The sequence below is a fragment of the Bowmanella yangjiangensis genome (assembly GCF_017255015.1).
Lineage (GTDB): Bacteria > Pseudomonadota > Gammaproteobacteria > Enterobacterales > Alteromonadaceae > Bowmanella > Bowmanella yangjiangensis.
Genome location: NZ_JAFKCS010000023.1, coordinates 40044 through 58315, shown reverse-complemented (window position 1 = coordinate 58315; position 18272 = coordinate 40044). Strand labels below are relative to the sequence as shown.

At 49.0% G+C, this 18272-nt stretch carries 19 protein-coding genes; 11 read left to right on the top strand and 8 right to left on the bottom strand.

The features are described from left to right. From J0A65_RS18225 to sdhC, 3 genes are all read right to left on the bottom strand, one after another. Positions 1-748 (bottom strand): FAD-binding protein (locus tag J0A65_RS18225; protein ID WP_206595777.1); only part of this gene is annotated, 748 nt, incomplete at its 3' end. Further along, positions 749-1096: a succinate dehydrogenase, hydrophobic membrane anchor protein gene (gene sdhD / locus J0A65_RS18220; protein WP_206595776.1), complete on the bottom strand. Its 348-nt coding sequence runs from the start codon at positions 1094-1096 to the stop codon at positions 749-751. Continuing rightward, a complete protein-coding gene (gene sdhC, locus J0A65_RS18215; protein ID WP_206595775.1) occupies positions 1090-1464 on the bottom strand; it encodes a succinate dehydrogenase, cytochrome b556 subunit in 375 nt (124 codons plus the stop codon). The genes sdhD and sdhC overlap by 7 nt, the downstream gene beginning before the upstream one ends. 698 nt (positions 1465-2162) lie before the next feature. On the opposite strand from sdhC, the gene J0A65_RS18210 reads away from it, so the two are divergent. From J0A65_RS18210 to J0A65_RS18170, 9 genes are all read left to right on the top strand, one after another. Then, positions 2163-3443, top strand: coding sequence for a citrate synthase (locus J0A65_RS18210; RefSeq protein WP_206595774.1), 1281 nt, complete (start codon positions 2163-2165; stop codon positions 3441-3443). Positions 3444-3551: 108 nt separating this feature from the next. Then, positions 3552-3770, top strand: coding sequence for an efflux RND transporter permease subunit (locus tag J0A65_RS18205; RefSeq protein ID WP_206595773.1), 219 nt, complete (start codon positions 3552-3554; stop codon positions 3768-3770). Positions 3771-3973: 203 nt separating this feature from the next. Beyond that, positions 3974-6427 (top strand): intermembrane phospholipid transport YdbH family protein, encoded by a 2454-nt coding sequence (locus J0A65_RS18200; RefSeq protein WP_206595772.1) that lies wholly within the window; start codon positions 3974-3976, stop codon positions 6425-6427. A 43-nt stretch (positions 6428-6470) separates the two neighbouring features. After that, positions 6471-6617, top strand: a complete 147-nt coding sequence (locus tag J0A65_RS27450; protein WP_214343315.1) for a YnbE family lipoprotein — start codon at positions 6471-6473, stop codon at positions 6615-6617. Positions 6618-6626: 9 nt separating this feature from the next. Continuing rightward, on the top strand, positions 6627-6950 hold the full coding sequence (locus J0A65_RS18190; RefSeq protein WP_206595770.1) for a YdbL family probable chaperone protein: 324 nt from the start codon (positions 6627-6629) through the stop codon (positions 6948-6950). A gap of 73 nt (positions 6951-7023) precedes the next feature. Then, positions 7024-7767, top strand: a complete 744-nt coding sequence (locus J0A65_RS18185) for a TerC family protein (protein ID WP_206595769.1) — start codon at positions 7024-7026, stop codon at positions 7765-7767. A gap of 10 nt (positions 7768-7777) precedes the next feature. After that, on the top strand, positions 7778-8308 hold the full coding sequence (locus tag J0A65_RS18180) for a mechanosensitive ion channel domain-containing protein (protein ID WP_206595768.1): 531 nt from the start codon (positions 7778-7780) through the stop codon (positions 8306-8308). Then, positions 8308-9078, top strand: coding sequence for a type I methionyl aminopeptidase (gene map, locus J0A65_RS18175; protein WP_206595767.1), 771 nt, complete (start codon positions 8308-8310; stop codon positions 9076-9078). The genes J0A65_RS18180 and map overlap by 1 nt, the downstream gene beginning before the upstream one ends. Beyond that, positions 9075-10040: a D-cysteine desulfhydrase family protein gene (locus J0A65_RS18170; RefSeq protein WP_206595766.1), complete on the top strand. Its 966-nt coding sequence runs from the start codon at positions 9075-9077 to the stop codon at positions 10038-10040. The genes map and J0A65_RS18170 overlap by 4 nt, the downstream gene beginning before the upstream one ends. Before the next feature lie 90 nt (positions 10041-10130). Here the strand turns inward: J0A65_RS18170 and J0A65_RS18165 are convergent, their stop codons facing one another. The 4 genes from J0A65_RS18165 to J0A65_RS18150 all read right to left on the bottom strand — a co-directional run bounded on the left by J0A65_RS18165 (position 10131) and on the right by J0A65_RS18150 (position 15330). Then, on the bottom strand, positions 10131-10733 hold the full coding sequence (locus J0A65_RS18165; RefSeq protein WP_206595765.1) for a PEP-CTERM sorting domain-containing protein: 603 nt from the start codon (positions 10731-10733) through the stop codon (positions 10131-10133). A gap of 298 nt (positions 10734-11031) precedes the next feature. Further along, entirely contained in the window at positions 11032-13587 is a 2556-nt protein-coding gene (locus J0A65_RS18160; RefSeq protein ID WP_206595764.1) for a serine hydrolase, read from the bottom strand. Positions 13588-13806: 219 nt separating this feature from the next. Continuing rightward, positions 13807-14769 carry a GlxA family transcriptional regulator gene (locus J0A65_RS18155; protein ID WP_206595763.1) on the bottom strand — a complete coding sequence of 321 codons (963 nt, stop codon included), beginning with the start codon at positions 14767-14769 and terminating at the stop codon, positions 13807-13809. Between the two features lie 96 nt (positions 14770-14865). Continuing rightward, positions 14866-15330, bottom strand: a complete 465-nt coding sequence (locus J0A65_RS18150) for a VC2046/SO_2500 family protein (protein WP_206595762.1) — start codon at positions 15328-15330, stop codon at positions 14866-14868. 137 nt (positions 15331-15467) lie between these two features. On the opposite strand from J0A65_RS18150, the gene J0A65_RS18145 reads away from it, so the two are divergent. Together J0A65_RS18145 and J0A65_RS18140 are read left to right on the top strand one after the other, a co-directional pair. Continuing rightward, on the top strand, positions 15468-17120 hold the full coding sequence (locus J0A65_RS18145; protein ID WP_206595761.1) for a tetratricopeptide repeat-containing response regulator: 1653 nt from the start codon (positions 15468-15470) through the stop codon (positions 17118-17120). Then, a complete protein-coding gene (locus tag J0A65_RS18140; protein WP_206595760.1) occupies positions 17117-17410 on the top strand; it encodes a hypothetical protein in 294 nt (97 codons plus the stop codon). Before J0A65_RS18145 ends, J0A65_RS18140 begins: the two co-directional genes overlap by 4 nt. 18 nt (positions 17411-17428) lie before the next feature. Here the strand turns inward: J0A65_RS18140 and J0A65_RS18135 are convergent, their stop codons facing one another. Then, positions 17429-18256, bottom strand: a complete 828-nt coding sequence (locus J0A65_RS18135; protein ID WP_206595759.1) for a pirin family protein — start codon at positions 18254-18256, stop codon at positions 17429-17431. Positions 18257-18272 lie beyond the last annotated feature (16 nt).

The following is an 18272-nucleotide window of genomic DNA, read 5'->3' as shown; positions in this document are numbered from 1 at the left end:
CAGCACCAGCGATACCTGTGGGGTGGAATTGCCACATTTCCATATCTTGCAGACAGACACCAGCACGCAGGGCCATGCCCACGCCGTCACCCGTATTGATATGCGCGTTAGTGGTAGAGGCGTAAATACGACCAGCACCACCAGTAGCTAAAACAACGGCTTTAGACTTGAAGTACACCACCTGACCGGTTTCGATATCGATGGCGGTACAGCCAACCACATCGCCGTCCTGGTTTTTCACCAGGTCCAGGGCATACCATTCACTGAATACCTTGGTTTTGTTCTTAACGTTTTGCTGATACAGCAGGTGCAACAAGGCGTGACCGGTGCGGTCAGCAGCCGCGGCTGTACGTGCGCCCTGCTCGCCACCAAAGTTTTTGGACTGGCCACCGAAAGGACGCTGATAAATCTTACCGTTTTCAAAACGTGAAAAAGGCAGGCCCATATTTTCAAGCTCAATAATGGCTTCTGGACCTGTCTTACACATATATTCGATGGCATCCTGGTCACCGATATAATCGGAACCTTTAACCGTGTCATACATGTGCCATTCCCAGTTGTCGTCATGGGCATTGCCCAGTGCAACCGTAATACCGCCTTGAGCAGATACTGTGTGGGAACGGGTTGGGAATACTTTAGACAGCAAAGCGCAGGATTTGCCGGACTGGGAAATCTGCAGGGCGGCACGCATGCCTGCGCCACCGGCGCCAATTACCACTGCATCAAATTCATGTACTGGAATAGTCACTTACACACCCCACAATACGAACAGACCTACAGCAACGTAGGCAAAAGCCAATAGGTTTAACAGGAACTGAATAGTGCCACGCAAAGCCGCAGCTTTAACGTAGTCGGTCAGAACCTGCCAAAGGCCGATGCGCACATGGATCATGATGGAAACCAGCGCCGCCAGGGTAAAGACCTTCATTCCCAGACCAGCAAACAACGCCTGCCAGATTTCAAAAGTGATCTGTGGCGTTGAAATAAAGAACCACGCCATATAAAGGAAGAAAGACGCGATAATGGCTGCGGTGGTGCGCAGAGATAAATAGTCCTGAACGCCGTTACGCTTCAGACTGGCCTGATTAGTTACCATAGTACGACTCCCACTACGACTGTCAGAACAATCCAAAGAGCAATAACAGCTTTAGCGCTGGCATTACCGGATTGCAATTCTTCCCAGTGCCCCATGTCCATGATCACATGGCGCAGGCCACCCAGAAGGTGATAGATGAAGGCAGAAACTGTGCCGATGGCAATCAGCTTACCCAAAACGCCATTCATGCATTCCACCACCATGTCAAAACCTTCTGCAGAGGATACAGACACTGCCCAAGCCGAGATCACAAAAATCAAGGCAAAGAACATAGCTACACCTGTTATCCGATGCAAAATGGAAACAATGGCAGATGGAGGAAAACTAATCGTATTGAGTTGTAAATTTACTGGTCTTTGTTTTTTCACGATTTGTTGCCCGTTACACCCCCGGAAGGGTTGAGTTCTACGTCGCTAATCCAGCGTTGCGCAAGATTAACCGTCTCTCTATTCAAGCTGTCAAAAATTAAACGACGGGGTGCTGCATCAAATTGTTAAAAAAATGCTACAAACACCGCTACTTAAACGTCGCAAAGTATATCCAGCCCTAGCCATAATTACAATTTTTGTTACGTCCTAACGCCTTGTTTGGATTTTGTTTATTTCCTATTCAATAGAAGAAAGTAAACTAAATCATAGCTTCTTGATAGATTGACGCGCATAACAAGCGCGCATCCCTTGTAAGCACTGACCAAACAAGATGTTTCACCAAGTATAAAGCCGATAAAACATCGGCTTTTTTGCTCAGGCTTTGGCAAAATCCTTTGCAAGCCCATAAGCAGGACGCATACACTTGGCCGCCGCAATTTTGCATTCAAATCGCAAAATCAGCGTTGCGCCTAGGTTATAGGGGAGATTCCCAACATGACACTAAACTTTAGTTGAATAGATATCAGGCGAAAACGCATTAAAATTGACTTGGAACGCTAATATCAGTACAAATAGCGGCACTTTTTAAACGCCTGTGTGAACTTTTCCGCTCTTTATTTCGGCTGTCTGCTTCCTGCGTACCAGTCTGGAAAAGTTGCAACACACCACCACAGAAGCAATCTGAAGGAGAGCATCTTATGGCAGATCAAAAGGCCATCTTAAAGGTAGGCGACAAGGAGATCGAACTCCCTATTCTATCTGGAACAGCAGGCCATGATGTGATCGATGTTCGGTCATTGGGCGCCAATGGTTACTTCACGTTCGACCCCGGTTTTATGGCTACAGGCTCTTGCGAATCGTCTATCACTTATATAGATGGTGAGAAAGGCATTCTGTTACACCGCGGTTATTCGATTGAAGACCTGGCCCGTGACGCCGGATATCTTGAAGTCTGCTACATGCTGCTGCACGGCGAAGCGCCCACTGCTGAGCAGTATGCTCAGTTCAAAAACACCATCACCCGTCACACTATGGTGCATGACCAGGTGAATAACTTCTTCCGCGGTTTCCGTCGCGACGCCCACCCTATGGCGATGCTATGCGGTACCGTTGGAGCTATGTCTTCGTTCTATCACGACGACCTGGATATTTCAGACCCAGAGCAGCGTTTGCGCAGTGCGTACCGCCTGGTAGCAAAAATGCCCACTTTGGTCGCTATGTGCTACAAGTACAACATTGGTCAGCCCTTTGTTTACCCGCGCAATGACCGTTCTTTTGCGGCCAACTTCCTGAACATGATGTTCTCTGTACCCGCTGAAGAGTACAACGCCAGTGAAGCCGTGGTTCGTGCCATGGATCGCATCTTCACTTTGCATGCTGACCATGAGCAAAATGCCTCTACCAGTACTGTTCGTTTAGCCGGCTCTTCAGGTGCCAACCCTTATGCATGTATTGCTGCTGGGGTTGCCTCTTTGTGGGGACCTGCACACGGTGGTGCCAACGAAGCCTGTTTGAACATGCTGGAAGAAATTGGCTCAGTGGATCGCATTCCAGAGTTTATTGAACGCGCGAAAGACAAAAACGACCCATTCCGTCTGATGGGCTTCGGTCACCGCGTTTATAAGAATTATGACCCACGAGCAACAGTAATGCGTGAGAGCTGTCACGAAGTCTTGGCCGAGCTGAATATTCAGGATCCATTGTTGGATGTGGCCATGGAACTGGAGCGTATTGCGCTGTCAGACCCCTACTTCAAAGACAAGAAGTTGTTCCCCAATGTGGACTTCTACTCAGGCATTATCCTGAAAGCCATTGGTATCCCAACTAACATGTTCACCTGTATTTTCGCTTTGGCTCGTACTGTGGGATGGATTTCTCACTGGCACGAAATGCTCAGCCAGCCAGGTCAGAAAATCGGTCGTCCCCGTCAGTTGTATACTGGCCACGACGCGCGTAAATACCAGCCACTGAACAAGTAATCAGTGTCTGAATTGAAAAAACCGCCATAAGGCGGTTTTTTTATGCACGCTCAAAATTGTAAGCCGTTCACAAGCAAATCTTTCAACCTGTAACATGGTGTTAATAGCTTGAATTTTCGCCGCAACATTTTGCCGCCTGCCGCATCACTACGACTAAGAACCACACCAGGTAATGACGCGCAAGATATGTCGCCATGCCAACAACTGATTGAAGATGTAATTGAGCCCCGCCTGGCACGTATTCCTGGGGTGGCGCAGGTTAACCTGGCCAGCCAGCGTCCCAGAGAACTGCGTATTAGTCTCGATCTTACAAAGCTGCTGCACTGAATGATATTAACCAGACAATCCGCGAACTTTATGATGGCCCACTGGCAGAACAGGGGCAATTAAAGGCCGGTGATAAAGTCGCGGTGCGCGGAGCAGAGCGGCTACGCGACGGTCAGCAGGTGCAGATCACCCGATCCTGATTCTCAACAAAGGGTATTTTGCGCTAAGCTAGAGGCCTTTATGCATGGGCAAGCAGGGATTTGATGAAAGCAGCCTTCAAATGGGTAAGTGGGATATTGATTGCTGGTCTGATAATCATTGCCCTAGTGTACAGCTTTCGCCACCCTCTTGCCTTTTCGCTGGCCAATCACTATCTAAAACCTTATCAGCTAAGCCTGGATTGCCTGGAATTTTCACTTAGCCGTGAGAATGGCAGCTGGCAAATTGATGCTAAGCAACTTTGTCTTAGCGGCCCTGGCTTTGTACTCGATGGTCAACAGGTCATATATGCGAGCAATAGCCTGCAGATTGCCAAACTGGCCATAACACATCAGCCCAGTACTGCGGCTAACAAGGCCGACCAGCAGCCGCTGCGTTGGCAGATCCCAACGCTGCCGTCTGTCAGCATCGCGGCCCTAAACCTGCAAAGCCCCATGCTTCGCCAGCCGTTGGAATTGGCCGTGCACTACGATAAAGGTGAACTACGACTGGATGGCCCTTGGCAGGCTGCGGTCGCCTTAACTGACAACCAGGCTCAAGCGCAAATTAACTGGTCATTAACCAGTCTTGCTGATTATTTTCCCATCCCCGACAGCCTGCCACCAGAGCTACTCAACACCGTCATTCAAAGTCAGGTGAGTTTTGATGGACAATTTGTCACCAGCCAGCACAACCTGGCACTGCAAATTCCCTATCAACACAACGTAAAAGACCAGCGTTGTTTGTTATTACTTGCGGCACAAGGTACCTTGGGTTTGTCGCTGGATATCTTAAGTTTACAAGGACAAGCTGACTTAACCGCCCTGCCCTTAAGTATTGCCCTGCAGCAATGTCCCTTGCCTTATGCCATGGCCGATGCATACAAGCCGGAACAATTGCAGATTAACCTGCCTCTACCGGTGGCATTTTCCTTACAACAACTCTCCACGCCCCGCCTGCACGCCGAGTTTAAAGGTAATAGCGCGGGACAGTTGCGTGTAACGGATTTGCTCTGGCAGCAATCAGGTAAGCTGACGGGCAGATATCAGCTCGATAGTCATCTCACTCCTGATGCCAGGCAGGCCAAGCTATTTCCATTGGCCATGCAGGGTATGGGAGACTTTGCGCTGCAGTTTTCAGCGGGACAACCACAATACCAGCTTACCGGGCAAGCTTGGCAGGTCAGCGCCGAAAGGTGGAAAGACCCAGACTGGCAGGTCGATGCGCTTAAGCTAAACGCTGATTTTACCTATAGCTCAGTGCAGGGAGGCGAGGTGAATGCCCAAGCAGCAGTGGCTGCCGGTCATTTCAAAGACAATAGATTCAGCAATTTATCTGCCAGCCTCTTTGGTCGGTCAGCCGATCTTGCTAGTGTCAGAGGGCATCTTGATCTATCAGTGGACAAATTCGTTGCGCCGCAAGGCCAGGCCAATGGGCTTCATCATCAACACCAGTTCAGCTTACAGGATGCCGTCTACTCACTGACTGGTACCAGCCAGATAAAGGAGCTTCAAGCGGATAAATGGAAGTTGGCGGATATCGGCCTTAGCCACACTGCAGCCATGCCACTAACTGAGCCTTTGCAAGGCACCTCGAGCCATAGCTGGCAGTTAAGTTCAGGTCTGCATGGGACGATAGAACAAGTACAGGAGCAGATTATGCTCACACTGCCAGCACAAAGTGCCAGCAAGTTTACCGCCCTTGCCCGCCCCTTGCTGCCAGAACTGACATTTACCCAAGGAAAATTTGCTGGTACAGCCAAATACAATCTTAACAACCAGGTATTAATGGCTACGCTGGGTATAGATTCATTATCCCTCAGCTACCAAGATTATCTGGTTAATGACATCAATTTGGCCACTGAGGTTAATTGGCATTCAGGTAGCCTTCATCTGCCCCCCGCTAGGCTGAATATAGGGTCGGTTAATGCCGGACTTGAGATTACCGATATCAGCGGCGAGCTGATGGGCGATGAACAAGGGATGCGGGTTGAAACCTTAAGCGGCAAGGTATTGGATGGCACCTTTCTATTGCCTAAAGCTATGCTCAGTGACAAGCCACAGCAGGTCACCTTGCATCTGAAAAACTTAGATGCAAAACAACTGGCGAGCCTCGGCAAAGATGCAGGAATTGAGGTAAGGGGCAGAATCAGCGCCGATGTGCCTATCCAGCTTGCCGACAGGCACATTGAGGTGCAAGGTGGCAGACTGTATAACGAAGGGCCAGCAAAATTACTGATTTATGACAACCAGGCCTTTGAAGATTTACTCGCCAGCCAACCAACCCTGGCACCCAGTTTGTCGGCCTTAAAGAATATGGATATTTCATCTGTCACCAGTAAGGTTGATTTAAAACCAGATGGCTGGCTGAACCTGGAAATGAAAATTAAAGGGCACAATCCTGGCCAAAAACAGGACGTTAACTTTAACTATAGCCATGAGGAAAACCTTTTCACCCTGTTTCGGGCCCTGCAACTGGGTGATGAGGTGCAAAAGAAAGTGCAAGAGAAAATCAAATGAGGAAAACGCTGTGAGACACTTACTGTTATTGACTGCCGTGCTAATGCTTGGCGCTTGTACGCATAGGGTCCAGGTGGAAACCAAGGAACCAATTACGATTAATCTGAACGTCAAAGTTGACCATGAGATTCGCGTCAAAGTGGACAAAGAGCTGGACAGCCTGTTCAGTGAAGACAGCGAATTGTTCTAAGGAGATATCATGAAAAACAAAATTTTGTCTGCCCTGTTTGCCCTACCGTTACTTTTGAGTCTACCTGCCCTGGCTATCGAGCTGGACGATGCGAAGCAGAAAGGTTATGTGGGTGAACAAACCGATGGCTACCTGGGTATAGTGAAAAGTGCCCCGGAAGTGCCAGAGCTGGTGCAGGATGTGAACGCTAAGCGCAAGGCCAAGTATCAGGAATTAGCGCAGAAAAATGGTATTTCCCTGGCCCAGGTTGAAGCGCTGGCAGGCAAGAAAGCGGTTGAAAAAACCGCGCCGGGCCACTACATACTGCTGGATGGTCAATGGGTTAAGAAATAACCCTTAAAGGTTTTTACTATCACCACCTTAGCACGGCCAGTTATACTGGCCGTGTTTTTTTGCAGGAGCCGTTATGTTTGAATGGATTGCCAGCCCTGAAGCCTGGGTAGCCTTAGGTACCTTGATGGCCCTTGAGATCGTTCTGGGCATAGACAACATCATCTTTATCTCCATTCTGGTTGGCCGACTGCCTCCCGAGCAACGGGAAAAGGCACGTAAACTGGGCATTACCCTGGCCATGCTAACCAGATTGGCCCTGCTATTCTCCATCACTTGGGTCATGGGCCTGACTGAGGCCTGGTTTACCTTGCTGGATAACGAAATATCTGGACGGGATGTCATTCTGATACTTGGTGGTCTTTTTCTTTTGGCCAAGTCCACCCATGAAATTCATAACAGCCTGGAAGGTGGTGGTGAAACTGATGCACATCAGGCCGCTACCAGCTTTGGCGCCATTTTGGTCCAGATAGCCATATTGGATCTGGTGTTTTCCCTGGATTCGGTAATTACCGCGGTTGGTTTGGTCTCGCACCTGTCAATCATGGTGATCGCCGTTGTGGCATCGGTACTGGTGATGCTGTTTGCCGCGAAGTCGATTGGCGAGTTTGTTGACGCCCATCCCACCATCAAGATGCTGGCCCTGTCATTTTTAATTATGGTGGGCTTTACCTTAGTCATCGAAGGCTTTGATGTGCATGTGCCCAAAGGCTATATCTACTTTGCCATGGCGTTCTCAGTGGCAGTGGAAATGCTTAATATCCGTCTGCGTAAACGCCAGCAAGTGAAAAAAGTAACTCTGAATAAATCCATCAGCTAACGAGGATAGGATGCAAACCAAAATATTGATCCTGCTGGCCTTGCTGGCCTTGTTTTTTATTAGCCGCACCGCCATTCAAATGTTTGTGCAAAAGGTGGTGGAAGTAAAAGACGCCAGCCTGACCCGCAAGGCTATGATCAAAAAGTTCCTGTATATGGCGCATTTAGGGGTGTTCCTGTTTGCGGCCGTGGTCACCATGGGCATAGACTACGCCAATCTGATGGTGTTTTTATCCTCTACCTTTGCCATTTTGGGGGTGGCTCTGGTGGCACAGTGGTCGATTCTGGCCAATATCACCGCCGGTATTCTGATTTTCTTTAACTTTCCTTACCGTGTCGGTGATCGGGTAATGATCGTCAATAAAGACTTTGATATGTCGGGGGTAATTGAGGAAATTACCACATTCCATGTGCTGATCCGTCGAGACCAGGGTGAGCTCATTACCTACCCCAACAGCCTGATCTTACAAACCCCTGTGATTAAAGTGCCCGATGGTGTTCCGCGCCTGTCTGGCAAAACCGAACAACTGGAATCCGATTGATGTCTATTATCCTGAAAAACGCCGAACAAATTGAGCTGATGCGCAACTCCGGACAGCTATTAGCCAAGGTATTTGCCATGTTGGATGATTATGTTCAGGCTGGCGTCAGCACCATGGACATCAACAATAAAGTTGATGATTTTATTTGCAATGAACTGATGGCGCGTCCGGCCAGCAAGGGCCAGTATGACTACCCCTATGTGCTGAACTGTTCCATTAATGAAGTGGTTTGCCATGGTATGCCAAAAGCCACACAGCGGCTGAAAAACGGCGATATCGTCAATCTGGATATAACCTTAGAGAAAAACGGCTTTGTCGCAGACTCCAGCAAAATGTACCTGATTGGCCAGGTTACCCCATTGGCTAAACGCTTAGTTGACACCACTTATCAAGCCATGTGGGCTGGTATTAACAGTGTCAAGCCAGGAGCCACATTAGGTGACGTTGGTCACGCTATTCAGCGCGTGGCTGAGAATGCCGGCTATTCGGTGGTACGGGATTATTGCGGCCATGGCATTGGTGAGCAGATGCACGAAGGCCCGCAAGTCTTACATTATGGTGAGCCTGGTACCGGTGTTACGCTCGAGCCGGGCATGACCTTTACCATAGAGCCGATGATCAATCAGGGTGGCTACCGCACTAAAACAAAGAAAGACGGTTGGACGGTGGTAACCCGTGACGGCAAACTGTCGGCACAATGGGAGCATACCGTCGCCGTTACCGAAACCGGCGTCGAAGTTCTGACCCTAAGACAAGAGGAAATGGCATGAGCCTGGACAATCGTATTGAATTGGCAACCCTGCCTACTCCGGTGGAATTCCTACAGCAGCTTAGCACTAAGCTTGGCGGCCCACAGATCTGGCTGAAACGCGATGATTTAACCGGTCTGGCGCTGGGCGGCAATAAAACGCGCAAGCTCGAATACATTCTATTCGATGCCATTGAGCAAGGCGCAGATTGCATTATCACGGCAGGCGCCATTCAGTCGAATCACTGCCGCCAAACCGCTGCAGCGGCGGCCAAGCTGGGTCTGGAATGCCATTTAGTGCTGGGCGGCGAAGCGCCAGAGAAGTGTAATGGTAATTTACTTCTGGATAATCTGCTTGGTGCGCATATTCACTGGGCAGGAGAGAACCGCAAAGGCGAAGGCATTCCCGCCCTGATTGCCGAACTCAAGGCTAAGGGTAAAACCCCCTATATGGTACCTTACGGCGGCTCCAATCTGCTTGGCGCAATGGGCTATGCCAATGCGGTATTGGAGTTGGTTAAACAATCCGAAACCCGTTTTACCCATGTGGTATTCGCGTCGGCATCGGGTGGTACCCATGCCGGTATTCTGGCCGGTGCCAGATTAGTTGGCTTGGATTCGCAGATCCTGGGTATTCGGATTGATAAAGCCGATACGCCGGAACTGCTATTTGCCGACAAGGTACTTAATCTTGCCAATGAAACCGCCGAGGCTCTGGCATTGGAACCCTTTAATGCCAAAGATGTACTGCTCAATGAAGATTATCTGGGGGGCGGTTATGCGGTTATTGGTGATGCAGAGCGTCAGGCTATTGATTTATTGGCCAAAACAGAAGGTGTATTAGTAGACCCCGTGTATACAGGACGCGCCATGGCAGGCCTACTGGATCTTATCCAAAAAGGTTATTTCAAAACCGATGACAAGATATTGTTCTGGCATACCGGCGGTGCCCCCGCCCTGTTTGCCTATGCCAATGAGCTCTAAAGAGTAAAAGCGCACTGCCCGGCAGTACGCTTTTCTCTACCCCATCGACAATGTTAGCGATGTCGACTCACTCTCAATCGCATACAAACTTTATTGCTTAGCCCGGCGACGTGACATGCTTAGGCTAGCCAAACCTAATAGCATTAATATCCAGACCGATGGCTCAGGTATCTGAGAAGGAATATCGGCCAGCCCTACCAGGGACCATTTGGCAAATGTCACCCTGGCAGAAGAACCATTGCTTGGGTTTGAGTGATCCCACCAGGTATTCATTGAAGAATGTGCAATCATGTCCTCTATGCTGGACGCATTTCGTGCAGAAGCACTTTTAGTTGATGTATCCTCAAAACCATAAGCGGTAACAACAAAGCATCTATCAGATGCAGTACAACCATTAGTTAATGATGGGTTAGTGTCATAGATACCGAGAAAAACCTGATCCAGCAACGCCTGTGATGCCAGATCAGCGCTAGCTAAATCCTGAAAAGTAAAATCGCTAATCTCATTACAGCCCGAATAAACACTCTGGCAGGACCCATCGATAAAACTGACATCATAGATATAATTGCCAACCGTCACTCCGGTAGCACCGAGCAGCGCATCATTCGTCCCCACAATTAATGCAGCATTTGATGAAAGCGGGCTGAAGAAGGCCACCGCCGCAATCAGATTGAGTATTTTTTTACTTAGCATAACTATCCTTACAACTTTTTTAAGCCAACGCCTTAGCAACAGTTACACCAAATCTAATTATTTGATATCAATAGGTTAACCAAGAACAAAGCTGGAAAACAACAGACTTTAACAAGGGTTTCGCAAACCACCAGACCGGCAAAATTGTAAGGCTAAGTCACCCGCATCGTCTTCTAGCCGAAAGTATGAAATTTACTGGAGAAGTTGTGAGGCGCAAAAATTTAATGGACAGATGAGCATCGCATTGAAGGGAGCGCATATAAGTGCGCTCCTTAGGTTACATTGACTCCAATTTTTACTAAAGCCCTAACAAATACCGCCATACGGCCTGTTCAATGGTCACTAATGCCTGGGCAGAGGCATCACCTTCAAGATCACCGCCGGTGGTTAAAATCACCAGGGCAATATCGTTTTGTAAATCACCGATGATTTCTGTTGATACCCCAGGGTCGCCGCCACTATGGCGTATGTAGCTGCCGTCCACTTCCCAGAATAAACCGTGTTGCCCAAACAAGGCCGGGTTATCTGTTAGTGCTGATTTCACTGCATTGGCATTCAGTACCTGCTGATCCCCCAGTTTGCCCTGATGCATCATAGCATCGAGATAACGACTAAGATCCCGTGCAGATGAACGCAACTCGCCATCGGCACTGGTCACACCGCTATACTGTGGAATAGGCTCATTCACACCGTCGCCATCCAGATCACCATAAAGCGTCGCCTGATCAGGCAAAGCCGGATCCCAACTGGTATTATGCATGCCTAACGGCGTGAACAAACGCTGCTGAGTATAATCAAAATAGTCCACATAGCCCTGTTGGTTTAAAAAGCGTCCAAAGGCATAGGAAGCCAATCCGGTTGCCAGGTTACTGTACTCACTGAACATGCCAGGTTCAAAGCCAGGGTATTGCAGATAGTTCTCCTGCTGATACAGCTCGCCGCCGGGAACAAGATAGCTTTTTAAAAATCTTCCCAAATCGGTTTCTACCGGGTCCGGACAGCTGTCGCTGGCATAAAGCTCGTTGTATAAAGAGCGACTGTCATCCAGCGCGTAGTAAGCACACAGATAGGAGGCATCCGTTATACCGGAAGTGTGGCTGGCCAGATGCGCGAAACTGGCCTGTTGTGATACGCCTTGCAATAGAAAGTCCAACCAGTTCTGCACCGGTGCAGATAGGTCCAGTTCCAGCTCGTGCTGGGCATGAGCCAGTGCGGTGCCCAGAAAGGCCTTACTCACTGAAGCCAGCTTAAATGGCGTATCCAGTGTCACAACCCGGCCGCTGTCATCAGCCTGACCATAGTTACCCTGCCAGACAATTTGCCCCTGTTTGATTGCCGCAATACTGGCGCCCACCAGGTTAGCGTCAGCCAGTATGGTCTTGATATTGTTATCCAACTCGCTTTCACTGCTCGCTGGCGCCAGTTTTCCACCCAGTTGTGTCAGTACATAATCGTAACTACTGAAGCGGCCAAACTGCGCACCGGAAAGACTGTAAGTTGGCAGATATACATCGGGCGGGATACCGCTCTTTTCAAAATGGTGGCCAAGGTGATCCCAGTAAAATTCATGAGAAAGCTCAGCGTCCCAGCCATTAGGTAAACTTCCGGGTAATTTGTCTGACAACCCGCCCCAGGTAGATTGCCCGACCAAGGTCACCTGAGGCAGAGCAGACATGGCCAGGGTGAAGGTTTCGCCAGCGCTGACCGTATCTTCACTGACAAGCAGATAAACCGGTTTATTGTAGAATATGTCGCCATCCGGCTCGATAAAGAACTCACTGACTGGCGAGTTTCCATGCTTGTTTCTGGCCTGTTTGGTAAAGGCGAGTCGCCGTTCATTGGTCAGGTAAGAGGCAATCTTTAGTCCCAGCGGATCAAATCCGCCGTCATTCAAGCGAATATCGACAATCATGCCCTTAGTGTCAGCCAAATCTGCCATGATTTCAGGCATGATTTCGTCCAGTACCGCCAGGTCTTCTGGAGCACCCTTACCACTAAATCCATACATACGGGTCACCACCAGTATGGCGACATTCTGTGCGGTTTTACCCCAAATCATGCCAGGTAAACCAGAGTCGCCCAGCTCACCACCACTATCGGCCACGATATAGCTACGAATGCGCTGTATGTATTCGTTAATATAGAGTTCCTGCAACGCGTCCAGTTGCGCTTGGCTAATACTGGGGTCATCCATAAAGGCACTAACCTGCGCCTGCTCAATTTGTTTAAACAACTGGCCTGTTTTACTGGTGGGTGAATATTCCCTGTCCAGGGTTTCTGCAGACAGCACCACATGGCCGTCGTTCAGAGGCTCAAGCATTTGGGTAAAGATATCGAACAGTTGTTCATCCGTGGTGGACGCATTAACAAGCGGGCGATACCTGTCATACATGGCTTGCCAGTCCACTTCACGCAAAGCAAAAAAAGCATAAAGTTCATTAAACTTATGCCAGAAGTATTCGAAGTTCGCTACCGGGTCCTGGCTCTCGTCTGTACCATCCACACATACCGAAGGTAAGGCATCGACCCGTTCAAATACAAAGTGGTAGTAAGGGCCATACTCAATGAGATCGAACTCCAGACGATTGGCACCGGGCAGCGAGAAGTCACCAAAAGTGTTATCGGCTTGTGCCATTGGTACATTCATCAATGGCAGGCAACCGACCTGATTGGCCTCAAAAATGCGCACTCCCTGGCTGTCCGCCTGCAAATAGCGGCCATACCCTTTTTGTACCCAAGCCCCTTGCGCCTGCTGATACACTGTCGGTTCAACCGGTATAACAGGTTTCTTATTGTCTGAGCCGCAGCCGGCTATTCCCAGAGCAATGGCTGATAAACAAAATAGTCGTAACATACTCAATCCTTTTGTTGGCGATGTGACCAATAGCATGCCAAGGGGACTGCCTGAAATCCGTTCAGGCTTGTGGCAAAGTTGTATGGGAATGTCGAACGTTGTGTATGCAACCGTGATTTTCAGTCACACCAAGGCATGAATTATCGAATTAACTTTTAGGTACAGGTCCGGAGGTAGGATTATCCATTGCATACCCCATCAAATAAGATGATCTGCCGACTAGCCACCAAAATGTGTCCGGTAATCCATAGGCGTAAAACCAAAGCGTAACTTGAACAAACGACCAAAGCTATTGGCACCGCTAAATCCGCATTCCTGACACACCCGCTCCAGACTATAACCGTCACACAGCAACAAACTGCGCGCCCGATCCAGACGCAACTGCTCAAGATAACGGCTGGGGGAAAGGCCAAATCGCTGAGTAAAAATGCGCCTGAAATGCCGCTCACTCAGACAGGCCTTATCTGCCATTTGTGCCAGGCCGATGGGACGGTGTAAGTTGTCGAGCACCCATTGTTGTAGCTGAATAAAACGGGTTTCCTCGCTGGCCTGCACAGTCAGTGGTCGTGAATATTGGGTTTGATTGCCACTGCGGCGCAGGTACATGACCAGCTCCTGGGCCACGGTTTGGGCCAGATGTAGCCCCAGATCTTCTTCCAATATAGCCAGGCACAAATCAATACCTGCCGTCATACCGCCTGAGGAATAGTATTTATCCTCTTTGTGATACAAGGCCTCGGCATTAACCTGCACGGCAGGAAAGGCGTCCTGCAATTGCTGAGCAAAGCGCCAGTGAGTAGACAAGGTTTTGCCATTCACCAGACCACTGGCGGCCAGTAAGAATGCACCAGTACAAATGCTGATTAATTTTTCAAGCTGACTATCCTGGCTGCGCAACCAGTGCAAAAACACAGGATTCTGCTGTAATTGCTGGTTACCGCTGCCACCGGGCAGCACCAGATAATCCAGTGCAGGACAATCATTCAGTGCAACGTCTGCCATCAGTTTCAGACCGTTTTCGGCCCTGATAGGTTGCGTATTCAAACCCAGCAGATGTATTTGATAAAACGCCGGGCGCCCCAATTTTTTCAGCTCCTCATTAGCTTGCCCAAAGGTATCTAAAGCACCGGCTAAATCAACGGCTTGCACCTGCTCATAAATAAAAATACCCACTTGCTTCATTGGCTGCTCCACCTGAGGTTTTAAGCAACTATAACAATGCCCAACACTGACCGAAAGGACATACATAGTGCAGATTCGGCCATAAAATATGAAATTTCAAGTGGCTTGATGAAGCGAATCAAGAATATCCAACAAAGCGGTTTCGTCCGGCTCCAGGTCGGTTTGTTGCGTTCCGCTGAGGCGCTGGCGGGTATGCCAGTCGCAATTTTCAATCACAACCGGGTCGATATAGCCCGGGTCATTGTGCAATGACAAAGGCCCTGGATGCAGACATTGCCAGAGGCGCGCAGAATCCGTCAGTTGTTGCTGAAAATAGGCCGCCTGAATCTCGGCCTGTCGCCAATGTTGGATATCTGCTTTAAGGGGAAAGGCGGGTGCCCCCGTCAGGGTTTCGGGGGCCTCAGGCAACGCCACCGCAGACGGCTCGCTAGCAATCCGCAGGCGTTCAAGCAGATTTTGTTGCAGCATACTCAGCAGCAGACTAAATGTCTGTGCCTGACCCGGCTTAGCCGCCCGGCTCAATACACCACTAAATTCGAGATCGTTAACTACCGATTGCATGACGTTCCCTACTCTTCTAGCAGATATATCGTATGCACTGCCTATAACTTTAGCGTGGCATTGAGCTTGCTTTCGATTGGCGATTAAAAGAAGATGACCAAAGCTGTAAACACTGGATGTATAGAACCCGGGCTACGATGGCAACCCTCTCCTATCTGAACAAGCGCGTACTTGTCGTTGATGATCAACGGCCTTTTCTTATTTTATTACGCGGCATTATGAATAACCTGGGTGCCACATCTGTGGTGGTAGTGCAAAACGGCGAATCTGCCGTCGCGGCCTGCCGTCAGGAAAAGTTCGATATTATTATTTCCGACTTGCATCTTGGCAGCGACAAAAAGAACGGCTACCAGTTACTTGAAGAGTTAAGGGTACGCAAGTTGGTCAAAGCCACCACAATTTATATGATGGTCAGTGCAGATAGTGACCGCCCTATGGTACTTGGCAGCATTGAGAAACAACCCGACGGCTATATCATCAAGCCCTTTTCTCAGTCACAACTACATAATCGCCTGGCCAAGGCGTATCAAAAACGCCAAACCTTGCAGCACATCTATCAGAAAATCATGGATGGTGATAACGCCTCGGCGATTGAAGAATGTCGTAATCTGATTCGTTCCGGCAACCGCTACAGCAAGTATTGTCTGTCGATTCTGCTGGATTTATTGTGGCGCGAAGGTCGTAATGAAGAAGCCTTGCAATTACTCAACTCCATCAGTGATGCCAAGCCACTCCCGTGGATCAATATTGCCCTGGCAAGAACGCATCTGTATCTGGGTAACATTCCAGATGCCATGTTATTAGCCAGCCGGGTTGCGGCACAAAAACTCTACGCCGTAGAAGGTCTGGATATTATGGCCCAGTGCAGAGTTAAGCGTAATGAACTGGACGAGGCATTAAAGACCATTCAAACATCCCTGAACTTGGCACCATTTTCACTGACAAGACAATTTCTGGGTTGCGAAATTGCCCGTCTCGCTGGTGATTTTGAAATGGCCAAAAACTGCTGCCAAGCCATTTTGGAACAAAGCAAAAAATCGGTACATCGCAGCGTTACCCATCTATGCAACTATGTTCGCAGCATTTTGGATGCTGCCTCCAAGGCAGAAGACAAGAAAATACGCAATCGCTATCACCAGGAAGCCATGCTGGTACTGCAGCGTAATCGCAATGATGAGCTGCTTAGCCGCACTAAGGAAAGTTTTGACTACAATATTTTTGAGGAGCTGATTGGCGCCAGGATAAATCTTATCGATGGGAAATTACTTGAAGCGAAACGCGCATTAAATGCCACCCAGTATGAACTACGCCAGCGTTTTGAAGAATATCCCATGGCACTGGCTCCTGACTCACTCACCCTAATGTCTGATTTAGGTGAGTTTGAGGAAGCCAGCCAATTACTGATGGAAATGCGCAGCAGCAATTTGCCGGTTGATCCTAACCTGCAATACCTGATCAACAACATTGAACACCGTCAAAACGAAATCAGAGAGAATTATAATAAGTACAACCGAGCCGGTATATCACAATACGCCGAGGGACAATACGAAGCCGCTTATCAGTCTTTCCTCAGCGCACAGGAGTTAGCGCCAATGAATACCGGCGTGGCGCTAAATCTGTTGCAGTGTCTTATTAAGCTGATGGAAAAAATGCAAAAGCCCGATCAACCGCTCATTATGAAATGTCGTCAAACCTACCGTATGGTCGATGGAATGCGATTACCTGAAAGCCATCAAACCAAATTTGACAGCATTAAAGACAAAGTAAAAAGTTACCTGGAGCACAGATGAAATATCAAGCCATTATTCCCGTCCTTCTGGCCAGTGTATCAATGGGATGCACCAGTAATGATGCACCCTGCGAGCGCATTCTTGAGGTTAAACAACAGGAACAGCAATGTGCCGAATGGCGCAAAATCATGATGGATAAAGAACATCCTCAGCAGGCATTAACCGCTAAAAAGCGTTACGAGGAGGCCTGTCTGGAAATTCGCTACTACCGTGACCAGTACGACACTATCTGTAAAGGTGACGAGCGGGCGATTGGCGAGCCTCGCAAGCGCGAAGAAGAGCAGAATTGAGTTAGCAAGCAGGTTGGTTTATGCCAACCTGCCACTTTGATAGTCACGAATTGCCTGTTGGATTTCTTCATGAGTGTTCATCACAAAAGGCCCATATTGCACCACGGGTTCGTTTAAAGGGCGGCCTGTGGCGAGAATAAAACGAGCGCCGGCTCTGACCTGAATATTGACCTCTTCCCCGTCACTGAGTACGGCCAACTGCCCTTTTAACACCGCTGTGTCTGTAATTTGAATCTGACCTTCATAGGGGTAAATAAAGGCGTTATGCCCCACGTCAACCGGAATAGTTAGCTCAGCATCCTGCGCAGCATGAATATCGACAAACAGCGGGCTAACGGCTTGTGTCGAAACCGGCCCTTGTGCGCCAAACACACGACCGGCCAAAATCCTGGCTTTAATACCTGGCTGCACTGTGATTTCGGTGATTTTATCAGCCGCTAAATCCTGATAGCCGGGTGCGGACATCTTCTCAGCAGCAGGCAAATTAACCCAAAGCTGAAAGCCTCTTAATAAGCCCTCTGTTTGCTGAGGCATTTCTTCATGAATAATGCCCCGCCCGGCATTCATCCATTGTACGCCCCCTGTTTCAATCAGGCCTTTATTGCCAACCGAATCGGCATGGGCCATCTTACCTGCCAACATATAAGTGACAGTCTGAAAACCGCGATGTGGATGCGGGGGAAAGCCAGCCAGATAATCTTGTGGCTGGTCTGAACCAAACTCATCCAGCATTAAAAATGGATCCAAACGCGGTAACGCTGGCTGCCCAATAATTCGGGTCAGAGATACCCCAGCACCATCATGGGTTTGGATACCAGATACCAGTTGTTTCACTTGCCTTTGCATCGCCACTTCTCATTAA